Source organism: Gordonia heveisoli (assembly GCF_030315745.1).
GTDB lineage: Bacteria > Actinomycetota > Actinomycetes > Mycobacteriales > Mycobacteriaceae > Gordonia.
On the sequence record NZ_JASXSH010000010.1, the window covers coordinates 1 to 21,296 of the forward strand.

The window sequence follows — 21,296 nt, forward strand, 5'->3', positions numbered from 1 at the left end:
CCCGTCAGCTCCGGGAGCAGCAGACCAAGGGCGCCGCGGGATCTCCCGGTACCCGTGACATCGCGATGCTCAACAGCGGTGTGCTTTCGGCATTTCAGCAGAACATTCGCTTGCGATAGATTGGCTAACCATGAATGAACGTGACCGTTCTCAGCGTCAGACCGGCCGGCCGACGGACCGTGGATCGCGTGGCGGCCAGTCCGGGGGTCGGGGCCCGAGTCGTCGTGATGCAGGAGGCCGTGAGTCGGGCGGTCGGGGACGCCAGTCCGATCGCGATACGGGGCCCAGCATTCCTGAGGATGTGGCAGCCGCCGATCTCGACGGCGAGGTTCGTCGTGATCTGCTGACCTTGGACAAGGCGAATGCGGAGCGCGTCGCGAAGCATCTGGTGATGGTGTCCCGTCTTCTCGACGAGGATCCGTCGCTCGCGCTGGAACATGCGCGTGCCGCTCGCGGTCGGGCATCGCGGGTGGGTGTGGTGCGGGAGACCGCAGGTATCGCCGCATACACCGCCGGGGAATGGCAGGAGGCGATCACCGAACTGCGTGCGGCACGTCGTATCACCGGTAGCACCGCGCTCCTGCCCCTGATCGCCGACGCTGAGCGGGGCCTCGGTCGTCCCGACCGGGCGATCGAGATCGCCCGCGGTACCGATGGTCGTGCGCTCTCGGGTGAGGAAGCCAGCGAGATGCGGATCGTCGAGGCCGGGGCGCGGATGGACCTCGGAGAACCCGAAAAGGCCGTCGTCACATTGCAGGCGGAGGATCTGCGTCCCGGACAGACCGGCACCATGGCAGCTCGGATCTTCTACGCATACGCATCGGCGCTGGCCGCCGCGGGTCGTCGTGACGACGCCATCACCTGGTTCATGAATGCGGCGTCTGCCGATGTCGACGACGTCACCGACGCCGAGTATCGGTTGGCCGAGTACGTCGAGGGTGACGAAGGTGGCGGTACCGATGGGGTGGACCTGAGCGGGGTCGACGTCAACGGTGTCGAACCGACCGGGGTGCTCGAGGACGAGGTCGCGGCTCCGACCGCAACGCCTGCATCCCCGGCCACGCCGACGGCGGTCAGTGCCCCCGCGGAGCCGGCGACGTCGAAGCCGTCTATCACGACGAACGACGACGACGCGGCGTCGGATGAGGCCACTGTGGATCCGGTTGATCTCGCGGTCGCAGATACGGTCGCCCAAGCTCCGGCGGCGGCGGTTGGATCCGGGGTTCCGACAACAACTCTGGCCGATTCCTACGACGCTCTGCTCCTGGACCTCGATGGAACGGTGTTCGCGGGTCATCAGGCCTTGCCCAACGCCGTCGAATCGCTGGAACGGGTGGCCACCCCTCAGTTCTTCGTGACCAACAACGCCAGCCGTCGTCCGGCCGAGGTAGCCGCACACCTCGTCGAGCTCGGCTTCGACGCGACCGAGGATCTCGTGGTGACGAGTGCGCAAACCGCGGCGCGGCTGCTCTCCGAGCACGTCCAGCCGGGTGCCCGCGCCCTGGTGGTCGGTACCGACGGGCTGGCGCAGGAAGTCCGCGAGGTCGGCGTCGGCGTGACCCGCAGTGCCGATGATCGGCCGGCCGCGGTCATTCAGGGACATTCAACCGAGACCGGCTGGGCAGAGCTGTCCGAGGCTGCGCTGGCCATTCGGGCGGGGGCGCTGTGGATCGCGACGAATGTCGACGCCACGCTGCCGTCCGAGCGGGGTCTATTGGTCGGCAACGGGTCGATGGTGGCTGCGCTGAAGTCGGCGACCGGTAAGGAACCGCTGGTCGCGGGTAAGCCCGCCGCTCCGCTGATGGCAGATGCGATCAGCCGGTCCCGTGCGAATCGTCCTCTCGTCGTCGGTGATCGGCTCGACACCGACATCGAGGGTGCGCATTCGGTGGGTATTCACAGCGCACTCGTGCTGACCGGGGTCAGCGGCATCGATGATGTGCTGGTCGCGCCGCCGGAACAGCGGCCGACCTATCTGATCGACGACCTGTCCGGTCTGTTCGCCGATCCTGATGCGGTGCGAGTGGCCCCGCAGCCGGGCTGGGAGATCGAGGTCGACGGTCCTCGGGTCACGGTGTCCGGCGACGGTGCGCCGCAGAGCCTGCTGCCCGCGCTGGCGGCCGCCGTGTGGGCGGGCTTCGACGAGCAGGCGACCGATACCAGGTCGTCGCAGTCTGAGGATCTCTCGGTGCGCGCTGTCGGCGACGCGGCGCGCGACGCGCTGGTGGCGGCCGGTGTCCGGGTCGTCGGTTGACGCCGATCTTCGGTTAGCGTGGTGGTGATGAACGGATCCCCGATGCCCTCACCCGGCGCGATGCCCCGACAGCAGTTCGAGGCGTCGACCGCAGCCGTGGAGGTCGACACCGAACGCGTGACCGCCGAACTCGGTGAGGAGGTCGGGCAGTTGCTGGCGGAGGTCGACGAGGTTCGGCAGGCGGCGGGAGATAGCTTCAGCCTCGCCTCGCTCGCCCGGCAGACCGCACTGCTCGAACAGGCCCACGATGCACTGACGACCGCTCTCGACGCGGTCGACCGACACTGACGGGACGGTCATGGCCACACGAGCACGACTCGACGCCGAATTGGTGCGCCGGGGATTGGCACGATCCCGTGAGCAGGCACGTGCCCTCGTCGAGGGCGGTGTCGTCAAGGTCAACGGCGTCATCGCGGCCAAACCGGCCACCAATGTCACCCGCGACACACCGATCCTGATCGTCGAAGAACAGGGTGAGGACTGGGCGTCGCGTGGCGCCCACAAGCTGATCGGCGCACTCGACGCTTTCGCCGAGCAGGGATTGTCGGTGCGGGATCGTCGCTGCCTCGACGCCGGGGCGTCGACCGGCGGATTCACCGATGTCCTGCTCCGACGGGGCGCCCGCGAGGTGGTGGCTGCCGACGTCGGCTACGGGCAGCTGATCTGGCGGCTGCAGAACGACGACCGCGTGCACGTGTACGACCGCACCAATGTTCGGCATCTCGATCCGGAGATGATCGGGGGAGCGGTCGACATCGTCGTGTCCGACCTGTCGTTCATCTCCCTCGGTATCGTGCTGCCCGCACTTGCGCGCTGCTGCCGGCCCGGCGCGGACTTGTTGCCGATGGTCAAGCCGCAGTTCGAGGTCGGCAAGGAGCGGGTGGGACACGGCGGCGTCGTGCGAGACCCCGCACTGCGAGCCGAAGCCGTGCTCAATGTCGCACGTCAGGCCACTGAGCTAGGGTTGCGCACGCGCGGTGTGGTGGCCAGCCCGCTGCCTGGGCCGTCCGGGAACGTGGAGTACTTCCTGTGGCTGCACAACCAGTCCGGCGAGATGTCGGGTGGGGACGATAGGGTCGATGCGGACACGGTGGACGAGTTGGCCACGCTGGTCGATCAGGCGGTTGCCGACGGCCCCCAATGACTGCCGGTCCTCGCAGACACACCGCATCGGATGAAGGGAAACTCCACAAGTGGCTACCCCTATTGGGGCCGATGAGCCGGTAGGCGGATCTGCCGGTGGCCGCGAGTTCCTGGTGGTCGCACATACCGGTCGTGAGGTCGTCACCGAAACGGTCGACGCCATCGCCCGGCACTGCGCGGCCGCGGGTGTCCGACTGCGGATCGTCGATCACGACACCACCGTCGCCGGCCGGCAGGCGCCGCCGACGACCCCCGACCATCTGCCCGGCAAGACGCCGCCGGTGGAGAACCATCCGGTGGATCCCGACCATCTGCGCGCAGACATCGGGGCGTCGGTCGAGGTGACGACCGCGCAGGACGCGACCGCCGACGGCTGTGAGGTCGTCATCGTCCTCGGTGGCGACGGCACCTTCCTGCGTGCTGCCGAACTCGCGCACCCGGCCGGGGTTCCGGTGCTGGGGATCAATCTGGGCCACATCGGTTTCCTCGCCGAGGCGGAGGCCAATCGGGTCGATGAGGTGATGGGCAAGCTGATCGCGGGTGACTATCGGGTCGAACCGCGGATGACGCTCGACATCACCGTCATCGATCCGGCAGATCCCGATCGCGTCTGCCGTAGCTGGGCGCTCAACGAGGTAGCCGTCCTCAACCGGACCAACAGCGGTGTTCTCGAACTCGTCACCGAGGTCGACGGACGTCCGGTGTCGGCGTTCGGGGCGGACGGTGTGCTGGTGGCGACCCCGACCGGTTCGACGGCCTATGCGTTCTCCGCGGGTGGTCCGGTGATGTGGCCGGATCTCGAGGCCATTCTGCTGGTGCCGAGCAATGCCCACGCCTTGTTCGCGCGCCCGATGGTCACGAGTCCGCGTTCGCGTATCGCGGTCGAGATCGATCCGCTCGGCCGTTCGGCGATCGCGCTGTGCGACGGCCGCCGGACATTGGATGTGCCGGCCGGTAGCCGTGTCGAGGTCGTCCGCAGCGAGCAGTCGGTGCTGTGGGTGCGGATCGATTCCGAACCGTTCGCCGACCGCCTGGTCACCAAATTCGCGCTGCCGGTCACCGGCTGGCGGGGGAGGCAGTCGTAGGAGTGCTGGAAGAACTGTCCATCACCGGTCTGGGTGTCATCGAAGAGGCATCTGCCACATTCCACCCGGGTTTCACGGTGCTGACCGGCGAGACCGGTGCGGGTAAGACGATGATCGTCACCAGCCTGCACCTGTTGTCGGGAGCACGTGCGGAAGCGGGACGCGTGCGTACCGGTAGCGCGAAGGCGATCGTCGAAGGTCGCTTCCGGTTGGCGGAGGACGCTGCGGGACAACGGGATCCGGCAGTAGCCGAGATTCTCGAGTCATCCGGCGCCGAACTCGACGACGACGACACGGTCATCGCGGTACGCACGGTCGGGTCCGACGGCCGGTCACGCGCGCATCTGGGTGGCCGGTCGGTACCGGTCGGCGTGATGGGACAGCTCACCAATGCGGTCCTGACCATTCACGGGCAGAACGATCAGCTCCGGCTGCTGCGCCCGGAACGCCAGCGTGCGGCATTGGATACCTTCGCCGGTACCAAGGCCGACGCCGCACTCGCCACGTATCGCAAGGCGCGCACGCGCTGGACCACGCTGCTCGACGAGTTGGACCGGCGGCGGGCCAATCATCGTGAGCTGGCACAGGAGGCCGACCGGCTGCGTTTCGGTGTGGACGAGATCGCCGCGGTGGATCCGGCGCCGGGCGAAGACGAGGAACTGACGGCGACGATTCGCAGGCTCTCCGACCTCGAGTCGATCCGGACGGCGGCGGTGACCTCCCAGGAGATCGTCGCCGGCGACGGCGACGCATCGGTGGTCGACGGATTGGGCCGGGTTCGGGGGCTGCTGGAGTCGGCCGCCGACGACACCCTGCGTGCGTTGCTGCCCCGTGTGACCGAGGCGCTGACGGTGGTCACCGACATCGGCGAGGAGCTCAGCGCGTTCGCCTCGGATCTGCCCGCCGACGCCGACGAACTCGACAAACTGCTCGCCCGACAGGCGGAACTGAAGACGCTGGTGCGCAAGTACGCACCCGACATCGACGGTGTCATCGAGTGGCGGCGCACCGCGGAGAGCCGGCTTGCGGAGATCGAGGATCCGCGCAGTTCCATCGAGGAGTTGGAGGTCGCCGTCGACGAGGCGCGCGACAAGGTGGCCTCCGCGGCGACGAAGCTGCATACCCTGCGGTCGAAAGCTGCGTCGGCGATGGCGACCAAGGTCTCCGACGAGCTGCGGGGGCTGGCGATGGGGGATGCCGCGCTCGACGTGGCGGTCGCCCTGGAGGCCGGCGGGGCCGAGGATCGGCACGCGATCATGGTCGGCGGCACGCGGGCCCATGCCGGTGCCGACGGCGCCGATCGCGTGGAGTTCGCGCTCGTCGCGCATCAGGGCGCTGCGCCGCTGCCGATCGCGAAATCGGCCTCCGGCGGTGAGTTGTCGCGCGTGATGCTGGCGATGGAAGTGGTGCTGGCCGAACCCACCTCGGGTTCGGTGATGGTCTTCGATGAGGTCGACGCCGGAGTCGGCGGTCGAGCCGCGGTGGAGATCGGCAAACGATTGGCCCGGTTGGCCCGGGCTCATCAGGTGATCGTGGTGACCCATCTGCCCCAGGTGGCGGCCTTCGCCGACAACCACCTGGTCATCGGCAAGACCAGCAGCGGGGGACCGCACACCAGCACTGTGCGCACCCTGGACCGGGACGAGCGGGTGGCCGAATTGGCCCGCATGCTGGCCGGACTCGGTGAATCCGACACCGGCCGGGCGCACGCCGAGGAACTGCTCAGCACGGCCGAGGGAGAACGCGTCCAAGCCTGATCTATCTGCGACTGCTGTTACTCGTGTGACAAAAGATGCAAATGTTACGGCGCGCCTCCACGTGATGAGGTCATCGACGGTCAATCATTGCGGGCATGAAGATGCCTGCCATGCTCGCGCGTAACACCGAAGAACTGCCTGGCGTCACCGGTATCGCCAGGATCGACAAGAACACCAAACGTCTCCTGGGCCGGGTCGGTCCCGGCGACATTGTGATCCTCGACGAGATCGACCTGGACCGAGTCACCGCCGACGCGCTGGTGCAGGCGAATGTGGTCGCCGTGGTCAACGCGTCGCGTTCGATCACCGGCCGCTACCCGAATCTCGGACCCGAGGTGCTCGTCGCCTCCGGGATCGTCCTGCTCGACGATGTGGGGCCGGAGGTCTTCAAACGGGTCAAGGACGGAGCCAAGGTTCGGGTCAACGACGACAAGCTCTATGTGGGAGAACGTCGGCTGGCCCGTGGTGCCGAACTCGACGAGCGGGAGATCGCCGACATGATGATCGGCGCGAAAGCCGGTCTCGTCGATCATCTGGAAGCCTTCTCGGGCAACACTATCGAGTTCATTCGCAGCGAGTCCCCGTTGCTGGTCGACGGTGTCGGCGTCCCCGACGTCGACGTCGACTTCGCGGGTAAGCACGTGGTCGTCGTCGGCGACGGACCGGACCAGGCCGCCGATCTGCGTGCGCTCAAGCCGTTCATCAAGGAGTATCAGCCGGTCCTGGTCGGTGTGGGTACCGGCAGTGAGACCCTGATCAAGGCGGGCTACCGGCCGGCCGTGATCGTCGCCGACCCGGACGAGCTCAAGACCGCCACCCTCAAGTGTGGTGCGCAGCTTGTGCTGCCCGCCGACACCGACGGTCACGCACCGGGATTGGAGCGAATCCAGGATCTCGGTATCGGCGCCACCACCTTCCCGGCGGCCGGTTCGGCCGGCGACCTCGCACTGCTCCTCGTTGACTATCACGGGGCGGATCTCGTGGTCACCGTTGGATTCCCGGGGACCCTCGACGACTTCTTCGATCGCTCCCGCCGGGAGAGCAACCCGTCGACCTTCCTCACCCGCCTCAAGGTGGGGCCGAAGCTGGTCGACGCGAAAGCCGTTGCCACGCTGTACCGCAGCCGGGTCTCCGGCGCGGCCATCGCATGTGTGGTGCTGGCGGCGCTGGTCGCCGTCATCGCAGCGGTGATGTTGTCGAATATGGGCCCCGAGGTCTCGGATTGGTTCGTCGCGCAGTGGGACCGACTCGTAGAGTGGGCTCGCGGAGTCTGGAACAGGTAGTCGATGATCTCGGTTCGACAGCACGTCATTTCGCTGGTGGCGGTCTTCCTGGCGCTGGCGCTCGGGTTGTTCCTCGGATCCGGCTTCGTCGGCGATCGGATGAACTCGGTCACCGGAACCAGCCGGGACCGGCTCGGTGACCTGGAGAATGAACGGGACACGCTCAACGAGCAGCTGAATGCGGCGAATGGTTTCGATGCCGCCATCGCGCCCCGGCTGATCGCGAATGTCCTTCGCGGCCAATCTGTTCTGGTGGTCACCGCCCCCAACGCGGCCGATGCCGACGTCACTGCGGTCAAGGAGTCGATCTCCGACGCCGGTGCCAAGTTCGCCGGTCAGCTGGTGCTCACCGATCGGCTGCTCGGCGACGGTCAGGCCGAGCAGGTGCGCACGATCGTCGATCAGACCATCCCGACCGGCGCGCTGCTGCGGACCGAATTCACCGACACCGGTGGTCGTGTCGGCGATCTGCTCGGCGCGTTGACGCTGACCGGTCCCGGCCGCACCCCGGCCTCGACCGGTGACCGCGACATGGGTCTACAACTACTGCGCGACGGCGGATTCATCGACTACCGCACCAACGCGTTGTCCACCGCCGATCTGGTCGTCGTCGTGACCGGCGACAAATTTTCCGGCGACTCCGGCGCGGAGGGTGCGCTGGTCGCCCGGTTGGCCGCGGCGATGACCGCGCGGGCGCGCGGGGGCGTTCTGGTGGGGCGCACCGGGTCGGCCGATGGCGGTTCGCCGATCGCGGTGGTGCGCGCCGATCCGTCATTGGGCAACACGGTGTCGACGGTCGACAACGTCGACCAGCAGACCGGCCGGATCACCACGGTCCTGGCTCTGGGTGCCGAGACCAAGGGTCGCAGCGGTGCATACGGCACGGGTGCGGGCGCGGGTGCCATCACCGTCGGAACCGATGGTCGCCCGTGATCCGGCGACCTGTCTGAAACGCACATCACACCTTCAGATGAGGGTCCTGCGGAGTGGCGGACGGCAAACCGACCCGGTGGTGTTACCCTGGAGTCCCGTAGGTAATCAGGTATTCGGCGCCTGATTCGGCCGACGGGAGATACGCGCCTTGCGACCATTGCGTCATGTGAATGACACCAAGCACATCTTTGTGACGGGCGGAGTCGCCTCGTCCCTCGGGAAGGGACTCACGGCATCCAGCCTGGGCCAGCTTCTCACCGCTCGAGGCCTTCGGGTCACGATGCAGAAACTCGATCCATATCTGAACGTGGATCCGGGCACCATGAATCCGTTCCAGCACGGTGAGGTCTTCGTCACCGAAGATGGTGCGGAGACCGACCTCGACGTCGGGCACTACGAACGTTTCCTCGATCGCAATCTGTCGCAGTCGGCGAATGTGACCACCGGACAGGTGTATTCGACGGTCATCGCCAAGGAACGGCGTGGCGAGTACCTCGGCGAGACCGTTCAGGTCATTCCGCACATCACCGATGAGCTGAAGTCGCGGGTACTCGCCATGCGCGAGCCCGGCGCCGACGGCGAGACCCCCGACGTCGTCATCACCGAGATCGGTGGCACCGTCGGCGACATCGAGTCGCTGCCGTTCATCGAGGCCGCCCGGCAGATTCGGCATGACGTCGGGCGTGACAACGCCTTCTTCCTGCATGTCTCGCTGGTGCCCTATCTGGCGCCATCGGGCGAGCTCAAGACCAAGCCGACCCAGCATTCGGTCGCCGCGCTGCGCAACGTCGGTATCCAGCCAGACGCGCTGATCCTGCGCTGTGACCGGGACGTGCCCGAGGGGCTCAAGAAGAAGATTGCGCTGATGTGCGACGTCGACATCGAAGGTGTCATCTCCACCCCCGACGCCCCGTCGATCTACGACATCCCCAAGGTCCTGCACAACGAACACCTCGACGCCTATGTGGTCCGGAAGCTGGGTTTGCCGTTCCGCGACGTGGACTGGACCGAGTGGGGCGACCTGCTCGAGCGTGTGCACGAACCGCGCGAGACGGTGCGGGTGGCGCTGGTCGGCAAGTACGTCGACCTTCCCGACGCCTACCTGTCGGTGACCGAGGCGATCCGCGCGGGCGGTTTCGCCTGGCGGGCGCGCACCGAGATCAAGTGGGTGCCGTCGGACGACTGTGAGACCCCGGCAGGCGCGCAGGCCGCGCTCGGCGATGTCGACGCGATCCTGGTGCCCGGTGGTTTCGGTATCCGTGGCATCGAGGGCAAGCTCGGCGCCATCTCCTACGCACGTCGTCGGGGGGTGCCGCTGCTCGGGCTGTGCCTCGGTCTGCAGTGTGTGGTCATCGAGGCGGCCCGCTCGGTCGGCCTGGATGAGGCGAGTTCCTCGGAATTCGATCCGGAGACCCCGCATCCGGTGATCTCGACCATGGCCGATCAGGAAGACGTCGTCTCCGGTGACGCCGACCTCGGCGGCACGATGCGACTCGGCGCGTACCCGGCCACGCTGGTGGCGGGATCGGTGGTCGCCGAGTCGTACGGCACCCGCGAGGTCTCCGAACGCCACCGCCACCGCTACGAGGTGAACAACGCCTACCGCGACAAGATCGCAGCGTCGGGTCTGGTCTTCTCGGGAACCTCGCCGGACGGACATCTCGTCGAGTTCGTCGAGTACCCGAAGTCGGTGCATCCGTTCCTGGTCGCCACCCAGGCGCATCCGGAACTCAAGAGCCGCCCAACCCGTCCGCATCCGCTGTTCAAGTCGTTCATCGCGGCGGCGCTGAAGTACAAAGCGGCCGAACGTCTGCCGGTCGACATGGGGGAGGACTACGAGGTCGAGTCGGAGGCTGACGCCGACACCGGGGCGACGGCGGATTGAGCGAGCCTGCCGACGTCGGACCGGGAAGTCATGACTTCGCGGTCCGCGACAGTCGTGCCGTCTACGACGGTGCGATCCTGACGCTGCGCGTCGACGAGGTGGAGATGCCGGGTGGGCGGATTGCCGAGCGCGAGGTCGTCGAACATTTCGGCGCGGTCGCCGTGCTGGCGCTCGACGAGCACGGACGCATCGCGATGGTCCGTCAGTACCGTCACCCGGTGGGTCGGCGCCTGCTCGAACTCCCGGCCGGTCTGCTCGACGGCGGCGACGGGGAGACCCCGCTGGCCGCGGCGCAGCGAGAATTGGCCGAGGAGGTTGACCTGGCGGCCGGCCGCTGGCAGGTTCTCGTCGACCTGGCGCTGTCGCCGGGGTTCACCGACGAGGCGTTACGGCTCTACCTGGCCGAGGATCTGCGTGCGCTCGAGGCTGCCGACCGGGCCGACGAGGAGGCCGACATGTCGGTGCACTGGATCGCGTTGGACGACGCGGTGCGGCGCGTCCTCGCCGGTGAGATCGTCAACGCGACCAGCGTGGCCGGGATCCTCGCGGCGGCCGCCGCCCGCGTCAGCGGTCAGACGCTGCGCACCACCGCGGCGCCGTGGCCCGACGAACCGACGGCGTTGCGCCGCCGGCGCGCGCGATCCTGATGGCGCAGGACGCCATTGCCGATCAGGTGGTCCGGTTCCTCGACCACCTGACCGTCGAGCGTGGTGCGGCACCCAACACGGTGACCTCCTATCGGCGTGACCTCCAACGGTATTCGTCGTACCTGGGGGCGCGGGGCATCCACGAATTGACCGAGGTGACCGAGGACGACGTTCGGGAATTCCTCATCGAACTACGGCGCGGTGACCCCGACGCCGGTGTGGTGGCCCTCGCCGACAGTTCGATCGCCCGAACATTGGTGGCCACCAGACGTTTTCACAAGTTCGCGGCGGAGGAGGGGATCGTCGCGGTCGATGTGGCCCACGGTGTCCGCCCACCGCGGGCGGCCCGCCGACTTCCGAAATCGCTGCCCGTGGACGAGGTACTGGCGATCCTGGAGGCGGCGAGTTCGGGGGATCATCCACGCGCGCTGCGCGACCGGGCACTGCTGGAACTGCTCTACAGTTGCGGCGCCCGGATCTCCGAGGCGACCTCACTCGACGTCGACGACATCGACCTGGAACATCGGGCGGTCCTGTTGCGCGGCAAGGGTGGTAAACAGCGGCTGGTGCCGGTCGGCGGACCGGCCGCGGCAGCAGTCGACGCCTACCTTGTCCGGGGACGTCCGGCGCTGGTGTCGCGGGCGCAGGCGGCGCTGTTCCTCAACGCCCGCGGCGGGCGGCTGTCTCGGCAGAGCGCGTGGCAGGTGCTGGTCACCGCGGCCGAACGCGCCGGCCTGGACAAGGCGGTGTCACCGCATACGCTGCGGCACAGTTTTGCCACGCATCTACTGGACGGTGGTGCCGATGTGCGGGTGGTGCAGGAACTCCTCGGCCATGCCTCGGTGACCACTACACAGGTGTACACGCTGGTGACGGTCAACACGATGCGCGAGGTGTATTCCACCGCCCATCCGCGTGCTCGGTGAGCGATGCTGCGGCGATGCTCCGACAGTTGGGCCGCCCGAGCGGATACGCTGCGGGGAAACACTAGGCTGATGCGTGTTGCGCGTTGACGGGTTGAAGGGAGCGGCGGGACAGTGAGCTATCCGACCACATCACGGTCAATTGCCGGTCCCGGGCAGCAGTATCGGATCGAGGTGTCGCCGGGGCGCCATCTGGCGGAGCCGGACCACCACGCGGAGAACGAGATCGGCCCGACCGGCCGTCCATACCGTGAGATCCCGATGCCGAAGCCGCTGGATCGGCACGGCCCGGCCACCGTCGTCGCGGTCTGCAATCAGAAGGGCGGCGTGGGTAAGACCACGTCGACGATCAATCTCGGCGCCGCGCTGGCCGAATACGGGCGGCGGGTCCTGCTCGTCGACCTCGATCCACAGGGTGCGTTGTCGGCTGGTCTGGGTGTGCCGCATCACGACCTCGACGAGACGGTCTACAACTTGCTGGTGCCGCCGCACACCGACACCGACGAGGTGCTGATGCGCACCCGGGTGGACGGTCTGGATCTGCTGCCCAGCAACATTGATCTGTCGGCCGCCGAGATCCAACTCGTCACCGAGGTCGGACGTGAGCAGGCACTGGGCCGGGCGTTGCATCCGGTGCTCGACCGCTACGACTTCGTGCTCATCGACTGCCAGCCGTCGCTGGGACTGCTCACCGTCAATGCGCTGGCGTGCGCCGACACCGTGCTGATCCCGATGGAATGCGAATACTTCAGCCTGCGTGGTCTCGCGCTGCTCACCGACACCATCGACAAGGTTCGGGATCGGCTGAATCCCCGGCTGGATCTGGGCGGCATCCTGGTCACCATGTTCGACGCCCGGACCCTGCATTCGCGGGAGGTGATGGCGCGGGTCGTCGAAGTGTTCGGTGAAGCGGTCTTCGACACCGTCATCTCGCGTACCGTCCGCTTCCCGGAGACCAGCGTCGCCGGGGAACCGATCACCTCGTGGGCGCCGAAGTCGACGGGTGCCTCGGCCTACCGTGCGCTGGCCCGCGAGGTCATCTTCCGTAACGCGAAGGGCGCATGAGCGTCGACGTTCCTGCCGACCGGCCGGCCGAAGCCGAGCCGGTTGGGGCCGAGCCGGTCGAGGGCGAGCCGGTCGAGGCCGGCGCCGAACAGGCGGGCGGATTCCGGGTCCGGCTCCGCAATTTCGAAGGCCCGTTCGATCTGCTGCTCAACCTGATCAGTCAGCATCGTCTCGATGTCACCGAGGTGGCACTACATCAGGTCACCGACGAATTCATCGCCTACACCAAGGAATTGGGCGCGGACCTGAGTCTGGAGACGACGACCGAGTTCCTGGTCGTCGCGGCCACCCTGCTCGACCTGAAGGCGGCCCGGTTGCTGCCGTCGGGTGCCGTCGACGACCCCGAGGATCTGGCGCTCCTCGAAGCCCGCGACCTCCTCTTCGCGCGGCTGCTGCAGTACCGCGCGTACAAGCAGGTGGCCGAGTTGTTCGGCGAGTTGGAGGCGTCCGCACTGCAGCGCTATCCGCGCGCGGTGTCGCTGGAACCTCAGTTCGAGGATTTGCTGCCGGAGGTGACGATCGGGGTCGACGCCGCCGGTCTGGTTCAGGTTGCCGCGGCCGCCTTGACGCCGCGGCCGGTCCCCACGGTCGGGCTCGATCACCTCCACGACATGCACAAGGTGTCGGTGCCGGCGCAGGCCCGCCGGATGTCGGATCTGCTGCGGGGCCGGCCGGGCGAATGGCTCACCTTCGGCGAACTCATCGCCGACTGCGACGGTGGGCTGGAGATCGTGGGCAGCTTCCTCGGCCTGCTGGAACTGTTCCGCGAACAGGCCATCGACTTCGACCAGCCCGAGGCGCTCGGCACGCTGCGCGTGTCGTGGACCACCGAGCGGGATGCCGACGAGATCGCGATGGACGACGCGGAGGACTACGGATGAGTGAGCACGAACCGGCCGCGGATGCGGTGCCGATCCCAGACCTGCTGCCCCCAGATCTGTTGGCCCCAGATCTGTTGGCTGATGAGCCGGAGATCCTCGACGATCACCGGTTGCGGTCGGCGCTGGAGGCGATTCTGCTGGTGGTCGACACACCGGCGACCACCGATGAACTCGCCACCGCCGTCGACACCGAACCCGGTCGGGTCGGGGAGATGCTCAAGCGGATGTCGTCGGAGCTGACCGAGGCGGGCAGCGGCATGGACCTGCGGTACGCGGGCGATGGCTGGCGCTACTACACGCGCGCTGAATACGCGCCCTACGTGGAACGTCTGCTGCTCGACGGTGCGCGGTCCAAGCTGACCCGCGCCGCGCTGGAGACGCTCGCGGTCATCGCGTACAGGCAGCCCGTCACACGCGCCCGCGTGAGTGCGATTCGCGGCGTCAACGTGGACGGTGTGATCCGCACCCTGGTCGCGCGTGGCCTCATCAACGAGGTCGGCACCGAGCCGCAGACGACCGCCACCACGTATGCGACCACGGAGTTGTTCCTGGAACGGCTGGGTCTGGCGTCGCTGACCGAACTGCCCGATCTGGCCCCGCTACTACCCGATGTCGACCTCATCGACGACCTCGACGAGGAACTCCTCGCCGACCCGCGATTCGCCAAATTGGCCAGTCAGGCGTCAGACTCGAAGGAGTCACCCGACCTCGGGACCGATGACGAGCAGGGCAGCTGATGAGTCGCACTGCTGACGAACTCCACAATCAAGTACAAAAGTCGAAGGACTGAATATGGCAACCGCTGGCCGAGATGGCGCACCGGGACCGCGTAAGCGCGATGGTGCACGACGTGACAACGACCGACGCGACAACCCACGCCGCGACAACAATCGCCGCGACGACGAACGCAGCCGGAATGATCGGCGCGACCGCAGCGACGACCGCCGCGACAATGAGCGCAGCCGGGATAACGATCGCAGCCGCGACGACCGGCGCGGTCGGACCGACGATCGCCCCCGACGGGGAGCGGGCAAGCCCAAAGCCTCGGGGAAGAGCGGCGGACGGACCGGGGGAACTCCCCAGCAGCAGCGCAGCACAAAGAAGATGCACCGCAAGGGTTCCTCGCGACCCGACGTCGAAACCGGCAAGGTGCGGCTGAACAACGCACGCCCGGCCCGTAACCAGGGCATCGCCGGCGACGAATCCGGTGCCACCTACGTCGCCGACGGGGTGCGACTGCAGAAGGTGCTGGCCCAGGCAGGCGTCGCCTCCCGGCGTGGCGCCGAGGAACTGATTGCCGCCGGACGCGTCGACGTCGACGGTGAGATCGTCACCGAGCAGGGCCTGCGCATCAATCCCGACACCGCGATCATCCGCGTCGACGGCGCCCGCGTGATCATGGACGAGACCAAGCAGTACCTGGCACTGAACAAACCCAAGGGCTGGCAGTCGACGATGGCCGACGATCAGGGCCGCCCGTGCGTCGGCGACGTCGTCGCCGAACGGGTGATGGCGGGGCAGCGGTTGTTCCACGTCGGACGCCTCGACGCCGACACCGAGGGGCTGCTGCTGCTCACCAACGACGGCGAGCTCGCTCATCGGCTCATGCATCCGTCCTACGAGGTGCCCAAGACCTACCTGGCGACCGTGCGCGGTGAGGTGCCGCGCGGACTTGCCCGGACTCTGCGGGACGGCGTCGAACTCGAGGACGGTCCGGTGCAGGTGGACAAGGTCATGGTCATCGACGTCCACGAGGGCCAGTCGCTGCTGAAGCTCACGCTCCACGAGGGTCGCAACCGGATCGTGCGGCGCATGATGGAGGAGGTCGGCTTCCCGGTGGTCGAACTGGTCCGCACCCACGTCGGCGCGGTTTCGCTCGGCGAACAGCGTCCGGGCAGCCTGCGTGTGCTGGGGCGCGACGAGGTCGGTGCACTGTACAAGGCAGTCGGGCTGTGACCGGGGGATCCGGCGGCGTCATCGCGATCGACGGCCCGGCCGGTACCGGCAAGTCGACGCTGTCGAAGCTGCTCGCCGACAAGGTCGGGGCACATTATCTCGACACCGGTGCGATGTATCGGGCTGCAACCCTTGCGGTGTTGAATGCCGAAGTGGCACTGGATGATCCGGCGTCGATTGGGCGAGTTGTCGGGACTGCGAACATCGAGCTGGTGCCGACCGGCGGCGGTCGCTCGCGCGTCTACCTCGACGGTGCCGACGTGTCCGGTCCGATCCGGACCGATGTGGTCACCAATGCGGTGTCGGCAGTGTCTGCGGTGCCTGAGGTGCGCACCAAACTGGTTGCGCTGCAACGGCAGCACGCACAGCAGGAGGTTGTCGTGGTGGAGGGGAGGGACATCGGCACGGTGGTCTTCCCCGACGCCGAGGTGAAGATCTTCCTCACCGCCAGCCCCGAGGCGCGTGCCCAGCGGCGGCATCGGCAGAACGTGGAATCCGGTCGCGACAGCGACTACGACACGGTGCTGGCGAGTGTGAACCGTCGCGACCACCTGGACTCGACCCGCGCGGTGTCGCCGCTGCGGGCCGCGGATGACGCGGTGGTCGTCGACACCAGTGACCTGACCATCGACGAGGTACTCGCGCGGCTGCGTGACCTCGTCGCCGAGCGGATCGGAGCCCAGCGGTGACCGACAATCTCGACAGCGGCCTGGTACCGCTGCCCGGCGATGGGACCTGGTCGGATGAATCCGACTGGCAACTGTCCGATTTCGCCGACCCCGAAGGCGTCGGTGAGGCCGAGCACGTCCCTGTGCTGGCCATCGTCGGACGTCCCAACGTCGGCAAGTCAACCCTCGTCAATCGCATCCTCGGCCGGCGTGAGGCTGTCGTCGAGGACATTCCCGGGGTGACCCGCGACCGCGTCTCGTACTCGGCGAGCTGGTCGGGTCGCCGGTTCACCGTCGTCGACACAGGCGGTTGGGAACCCGATGCCAAGGGGCTGCAGCAGGCCGTCGCCGCGCAGGCCGAGCTGGCCATGCGCACCGCCGACGCCATCGTGCTGGTCGTCGACGCCACTGTCGGGGCCACCGCCACTGACGAGGCTGTCGCGCGCGTACTCCGCCGGTCCAAGACGCCGGTGATCGTGGCCGCCAACAAGGTCGACAGCGAACGGCTCGAAGCCGAGACGGCGTCGTTGTGGACGTTAGGGCTGGGGGAGCCGTTCCCGGTGTCGGCGGCCCACGGTCGGGGTGCGGGCGACCTGCTCGACATCATTCTCGACCGGCTGCCGCAGACGCCGCGTGAAGCGCCCGTGCTGGGTGGTCCGCGTCGCGTCGCGCTGGTGGGTAAGCCGAATGTCGGCAAGAGCTCGCTGCTGAACAAGCTCACCGGCAGTGAGCGGTCGGTAGTCGACAACGTCGCGGGCACCACCGTCGACCCGGTCGATGAACTCGTCGAACTCGACGGCCGTACGTGGCAGTTCGTCGACACCGCCGGTCTGCGCCGCAAGGTACGCACCGCCAGCGGCCACGAGTACTACGCGTCGTTGCGGACCCGGTCGGCGCTGGAGGCGGCCGAGGTCGCCATCCTGCTGATCGACGCGTCGCAGCCGATCACCGAGCAGGATCTGCGGGTTCTGTCGCTGGTGATCGACAGTGGTCGCGCGCTGGTCATCGCGTTCAACAAATGGGATCTGGTCGACGAGGACCGGCGCTATCAGCTGGACAAGGAGATCGACCGCGAGCTGGCTCGCGTGCCCTGGGCACGTCGGGTGAACATCTCCGCGAGCACCGGTCGTGCCGTGCAGAAGCTGGTACCCGCCCTGGACGCCGCACTCGAGTCGTGGGACAAGCGTGTCTCCACCGGCCCGCTGAATACCTGGCTCAAAGAGGTCATCGCGGCGAATCCGCCTCCGCTGCGGGGTGGCCGGCAGCCGCGTGTCCTGTTCGCGACGCAGGCCGCGACCCGACCGCCGACCTTCGTGCTGTTCACCACCGGGTTCCTGGAAGCGGGATATCGGCGCTTCCTCGAACGCCGGTTGCGTGAGGAATTCAACTTCGACGGGTCGCCGGTCCGGATCAATGTCCGCGTCCGCGACAAGCGCGAACAGCGTCGCCGGAAGTAGTCGCCGGAAGTAGTCGCCGCCGCAGAACCACCGCTTTTGGACAGAACCACCGGGTCGGACCCGGTGGTTCTGTCCATTAGTGGTGGTTCTGATCACATGTGAGGCGTGGCGGTGGGCTAAGCTCCACAGGTGCTGATCATCGCAATCATCCTGTTCGGAATGCTCATCGGCGCTGCGGCGCAGCTGATTCTGGGCAGCGGAACCAAAGGCATCGACTGGAGCCTCGCCATCGTCGCGGGCCTGATCGGTTCATTCGTCGGCGGTCTGTTGATCAGCCTCATCTCCGGTGACGGCATCGACTTCAAACCGAGCGGCATCATCGGCTCGATCGTCGGCGCATTGATCGTGACCGCGGGCTGGCTCTGGTACAAGGATCGCTCGGCCGCGTCCTAGTCCCGGGGCAGGCGCGCCGACCAGGCGATTCGCTTGAACGGTAGGTCGTCGGCTAATCTCGACTACGCCTCGTGAAGCGGGAGACCGCGGGATCGACGATCGAGGCAAACGGGCTGTGGCGCAGTTTGGTAGCGCACTTGACTGGGGGTCAAGTGGTCGCAGGTTCAAATCCTGTCAGCCCGACAAATCGCAAGAAGGCCTCTCGACTTCGTCGAGGGGCCTTCGGTCGTTCGCGGTGATCGTCGAGCCTAGCCTCTTGACAGTCGATGTGATGGGGATCACACTCCTAATTGTGACAGGTTCTCCTAATCGCAATAGGCAGGCCGAACGGCGTGAGGCAACACGTCGTGAGGTCGTCGAGACGGCGTGGGACATCGCCCGCGCCGAAGGGCTTGCCTGTGTCACGCTGCGAGAGATCGCAGATCGGATCGGTATGCGGCCGCCCTCGCTCTATACGCACTTCGAGTCGAAGAATGCCGTCTTCGACGCGATGTTCGCGGACGCCTACCAGCAGTTGTACGAGGAATTCGCGGCATTCGACCTCACCGGATCCCCGCGCGCCGTCCTGGACCAGATTGCGACGGTCTTCTTCGACTTCGCTACCGCGGACATCGCCCGCTATCAACTCATGTTTCAGCGAACCCTCCCTGGATTCACTCCGAGTGCATCCGCGTATGAGGTGAGTCGCCGCCTGTATGACCTGCTCGAAAACGCCATGCGCACAGCCGGTGTGACCGATCCGGATGACCTCGATCTGTGGACCGCGATCCACGCCGGGCTCACCAGTCAGCAACTCGCCAACGACCCGGGCGGTGACCGCTGGCGCCGCCAGCTCGTCCGTGTCGTCGACATGTTCTGCGATGCCGCGCAGGTTCCGGACACCTTTCCTGATCGGAGTACATGATGAACACCGTTGAACTCGACCCTGCCGGACCTCGGCGGGCAGCCATCGACCATCGCACTGCCATGGGTCTGGCCGCCACCGAATACGGCCGAGTGGTCGACCTGCTCGGGTCACTGGACGCGGCACAGTGGTCGACGCGTACCGAGTGCCCGACATGGACGGTTCGCGACATGGCGACCCACATGCTCGGGATGACCGAGATGGCCGCATCGCTGCGTGAGCAACGGCGGCAGATGTCCGCCGCCAGACATCGAAACGATGGCCTGATGATCGATGCACTCACCGCCCTGCAGGTAGACGAACACCGCGACATGAGTGCACCGCAGATCGTCGATCGGCTGTCCGAGCAGGCGCCGAAGGCTGCGCGGTCGCGCCGCCGCACCCCGGGCTTCATCCGTCGCCGACGGCTTGGCGTCCCAGGCGAGATCGATGGACGGGAGGAGGTGTGGACCATCGGGTACCTCACCGACACCATCCTCACCCGTGATCCGTGGATGCATCGTGTCGACATCACGCGCGCCACCGGAGCAGAGCATGTGCTCACACCGGACCATGACGGTGTGCTGGTGGCGGATGTCGTCGCGGAATGGGCGGCTCGGCACGGCGAACCGTTCACCCTGTGGCTGACCGGTCCGGCGGGTGGCGAGTGGTCCCGAGGGCGTGGTGGGCCCGAGATCGAATGTGATGCGATCGAGTTCTGCCGCATCCTTTCTGGGCGCGCGCCAGGCGAAGGTCTCCTTGGGACGGTCGTTCCGTTCTGAAGCAAAACAACCAGGAAGCGGACCGGTGAGTCGCAGGTTGTTCTCCGTGTTCGACAATCGGATGTGACGACCCGAAACGCGCTGGTGAAAGCGGACAAACCGGTGTTATCGTGCGTGGATGCCGAGTACTCAGATTGAGGTGCGCCGATCGTACGGCCGCGAGAACGAGGTCGCGATCCTGGATGCCGTCCATGATGCTCTGGTCGTCGCGTTCGCCATCCCGCCCGAGGACCGCCACGTCCGGCTGGTGGTCCATGAACCGCACCGATTCGCGGTACCGCCGACGTTGACGACTTCCGATGCGTACACCCTGGTGACGGTCGACTGTTTCGCCGGTAGAAGTGTCGACGCCAAGCGCGCACTCTATCGTGCGGTCGTCGGACGACTGGGTGAGCTGGGCATCCCGGGGGACCACGTCACCGTCGTCGTGCGCGACATCGACACCGCGAGTTGGGGCATCCGTGGCGGCCAGGCCGCCTGTGACATTGACCTGGGTTTCGACATCAACGTCTGATCGGGTGCTCGGCGGCGCCCGGTGTGGCGCGACCCACCGTAGCGTCGCGTGGGTAGCCACGCTCAAAAATATGAGTACACTCAAAAATGAGAGCGATCAGTTATGGAGTGATCATGGGTGGCAGTGCGGCAGTCGATCCGGGCAGGCGGGTCCGCAACAAGCAGGAAAAGCTCGACCGGATATTCCGGTCGGCCGCAGATCTGTTCGCGGTCAAGGGATTCGGTGCGGTGTCCACCCAGGAGGTCTCCGAACGCGCGGATGTGGCCGCGGGCACGCTGTTTCGGTACGCCGCCTCCAAGGGTGAGTTGCTGCTCATGGTCTACAACGAGGAATTGCGTCAGGCACTTGCCGACGGACGACAGCGCGCCGACGATCGCGACGATGCGGTCGACGCCGTCGTCGAGATGGTGCTGCCGATCCTCGAGCGAGCCGACGGATCCCCGGAGAACAGTGCGATGTACCAGCGCGAGATGCTCTTCGGTTCGCCCGACGAGCAGTATCGCCGCGAGGGGCTGACGCAGATCGCCCAACTGGAGCGCGGGATCGCCGATCGGCTGGTCGACGAAGCGCAACGACGCGGGCTGCGGGCGGATTCGGATGCCGCGCTACTCGCGGCGGTCACCGTCTTCGCGGCCATCCACCTGACCGTCGCCCGATTCTCCACCGGCGCACATTCGCATCGCGATCTGGTGAGCGATCTGCGCACCCAGATAGCGCAGGTCGCCGCCGGATACTGGGCCGCTCTGGAATCGGCGGCCTGAATCAGCCTGGATCGCAGTAGATCGCC

21 protein-coding genes and 1 tRNA gene are annotated in these 21,296 nt (G+C 67.0%); all 22 read left to right on the forward strand.

Features of this window, described 5'->3' with window-relative positions; translation table 11 throughout:
• Positions 1-130 precede the first annotated feature (130 nt).
• The 22 genes from QSJ18_RS10565 (at position 131) to QSJ18_RS10670 (ending at position 21,270) form a co-directional block, all read left to right on the forward strand.
• Entirely contained in the window at positions 131-2,254 is a 2,124-nt protein-coding gene (locus QSJ18_RS10565) for an HAD-IIA family hydrolase (RefSeq protein WP_286326380.1), read from the forward strand.
• Between the two features lie 27 nt (positions 2,255-2,281).
• Positions 2,282-2,542, forward strand: a complete 261-nt coding sequence (locus QSJ18_RS10570) for a hypothetical protein (RefSeq protein ID WP_286326381.1) — start codon at positions 2,282-2,284, stop codon at positions 2,540-2,542.
• 10 nt (positions 2,543-2,552) lie between these two features.
• Positions 2,553-3,398 (forward strand): TlyA family RNA methyltransferase, encoded by an 846-nt coding sequence (locus QSJ18_RS10575; protein WP_286326383.1) that lies wholly within the window; start codon positions 2,553-2,555, stop codon positions 3,396-3,398.
• Between the two features lie 49 nt (positions 3,399-3,447).
• Positions 3,448-4,482 carry an NAD kinase gene (locus QSJ18_RS10580; RefSeq protein WP_286326384.1) on the forward strand — a complete coding sequence of 345 codons (1,035 nt, stop codon included), beginning with the start codon at positions 3,448-3,450 and terminating at the stop codon, positions 4,480-4,482.
• A gap of 2 nt (positions 4,483-4,484) precedes the next feature.
• Positions 4,485-6,239, forward strand: a complete 1,755-nt coding sequence (gene recN / locus QSJ18_RS10585) for a DNA repair protein RecN (protein WP_286326385.1) — start codon at positions 4,485-4,487, stop codon at positions 6,237-6,239.
• Positions 6,240-6,334: 95 nt separating this feature from the next.
• Positions 6,335-7,522 carry a putative cytokinetic ring protein SteA gene (gene steA / locus QSJ18_RS10590; RefSeq protein WP_286326388.1) on the forward strand — a complete coding sequence of 396 codons (1,188 nt, stop codon included), beginning with the start codon at positions 6,335-6,337 and terminating at the stop codon, positions 7,520-7,522.
• Positions 7,523-7,525: 3 nt separating this feature from the next.
• Entirely contained in the window at positions 7,526-8,455 is a 930-nt protein-coding gene (locus tag QSJ18_RS10595; RefSeq protein ID WP_286326389.1) for a copper transporter, read from the forward strand.
• Positions 8,456-8,603: 148 nt separating this feature from the next.
• A complete protein-coding gene (locus QSJ18_RS10600) occupies positions 8,604-10,340 on the forward strand; it encodes a CTP synthase (protein WP_286326390.1) in 1,737 nt (578 codons plus the stop codon).
• On the forward strand, positions 10,337-10,987 hold the full coding sequence (locus QSJ18_RS10605; protein WP_286326391.1) for an NUDIX domain-containing protein: 651 nt from the start codon (positions 10,337-10,339) through the stop codon (positions 10,985-10,987). Before QSJ18_RS10600 ends, QSJ18_RS10605 begins: the two co-directional genes overlap by 4 nt.
• Positions 10,987-11,913 (forward strand): site-specific tyrosine recombinase XerD, encoded by a 927-nt coding sequence (xerD, locus tag QSJ18_RS10610; protein ID WP_286326517.1) that lies wholly within the window; start codon positions 10,987-10,989, stop codon positions 11,911-11,913. Before QSJ18_RS10605 ends, xerD begins: the two co-directional genes overlap by 1 nt.
• Positions 11,914-12,024: 111 nt before the next feature.
• Positions 12,025-12,975: a ParA family protein gene (locus tag QSJ18_RS10615; protein ID WP_286326392.1), complete on the forward strand. Its 951-nt coding sequence runs from the start codon at positions 12,025-12,027 to the stop codon at positions 12,973-12,975.
• Entirely contained in the window at positions 12,972-13,856 is an 885-nt protein-coding gene (locus QSJ18_RS10620) for a segregation and condensation protein A (RefSeq protein ID WP_286326393.1), read from the forward strand. Before QSJ18_RS10615 ends, QSJ18_RS10620 begins: the two co-directional genes overlap by 4 nt.
• Complete coding sequence (gene scpB, locus QSJ18_RS10625) at positions 13,853-14,593, forward strand: SMC-Scp complex subunit ScpB (RefSeq protein ID WP_286326394.1); 741 nt, start codon at positions 13,853-13,855, stop codon at positions 14,591-14,593. The genes QSJ18_RS10620 and scpB overlap by 4 nt, the downstream gene beginning before the upstream one ends.
• Before the next feature lie 55 nt (positions 14,594-14,648).
• A complete protein-coding gene (locus QSJ18_RS10630) occupies positions 14,649-15,812 on the forward strand; it encodes a pseudouridine synthase (RefSeq protein ID WP_286326396.1) in 1,164 nt (387 codons plus the stop codon).
• Positions 15,809-16,501: a (d)CMP kinase gene (gene cmk, locus QSJ18_RS10635; protein ID WP_286326398.1), complete on the forward strand. Its 693-nt coding sequence runs from the start codon at positions 15,809-15,811 to the stop codon at positions 16,499-16,501. Before QSJ18_RS10630 ends, cmk begins: the two co-directional genes overlap by 4 nt.
• On the forward strand, positions 16,498-17,937 hold the full coding sequence (gene der / locus QSJ18_RS10640; protein WP_286326399.1) for a ribosome biogenesis GTPase Der: 1,440 nt from the start codon (positions 16,498-16,500) through the stop codon (positions 17,935-17,937). The genes cmk and der overlap by 4 nt, the downstream gene beginning before the upstream one ends.
• Positions 17,938-18,066: 129 nt before the next feature.
• Complete coding sequence (locus tag QSJ18_RS10645; protein ID WP_286326400.1) at positions 18,067-18,330, forward strand: GlsB/YeaQ/YmgE family stress response membrane protein; 264 nt, start codon at positions 18,067-18,069, stop codon at positions 18,328-18,330.
• Between the two features lie 109 nt (positions 18,331-18,439).
• Positions 18,440-18,513 (forward strand) — tRNA-Pro (locus QSJ18_RS10650).
• A gap of 109 nt (positions 18,514-18,622) precedes the next feature.
• Entirely contained in the window at positions 18,623-19,234 is a 612-nt protein-coding gene (locus tag QSJ18_RS10655; RefSeq protein WP_286326402.1) for a TetR/AcrR family transcriptional regulator, read from the forward strand.
• Positions 19,231-19,995, forward strand: coding sequence for a maleylpyruvate isomerase family mycothiol-dependent enzyme (locus QSJ18_RS10660; RefSeq protein ID WP_286326403.1), 765 nt, complete (start codon positions 19,231-19,233; stop codon positions 19,993-19,995). Before QSJ18_RS10655 ends, QSJ18_RS10660 begins: the two co-directional genes overlap by 4 nt.
• Before the next feature lie 118 nt (positions 19,996-20,113).
• Positions 20,114-20,509, forward strand: coding sequence for a tautomerase family protein (locus tag QSJ18_RS10665; protein WP_286326404.1), 396 nt, complete (start codon positions 20,114-20,116; stop codon positions 20,507-20,509).
• An 86-nt stretch (positions 20,510-20,595) separates the two neighbouring features.
• Positions 20,596-21,270 (forward strand): TetR/AcrR family transcriptional regulator, encoded by a 675-nt coding sequence (locus QSJ18_RS10670; protein WP_286326405.1) that lies wholly within the window; start codon positions 20,596-20,598, stop codon positions 21,268-21,270.
• Positions 21,271-21,296: the final 26 nt, after the last annotated feature.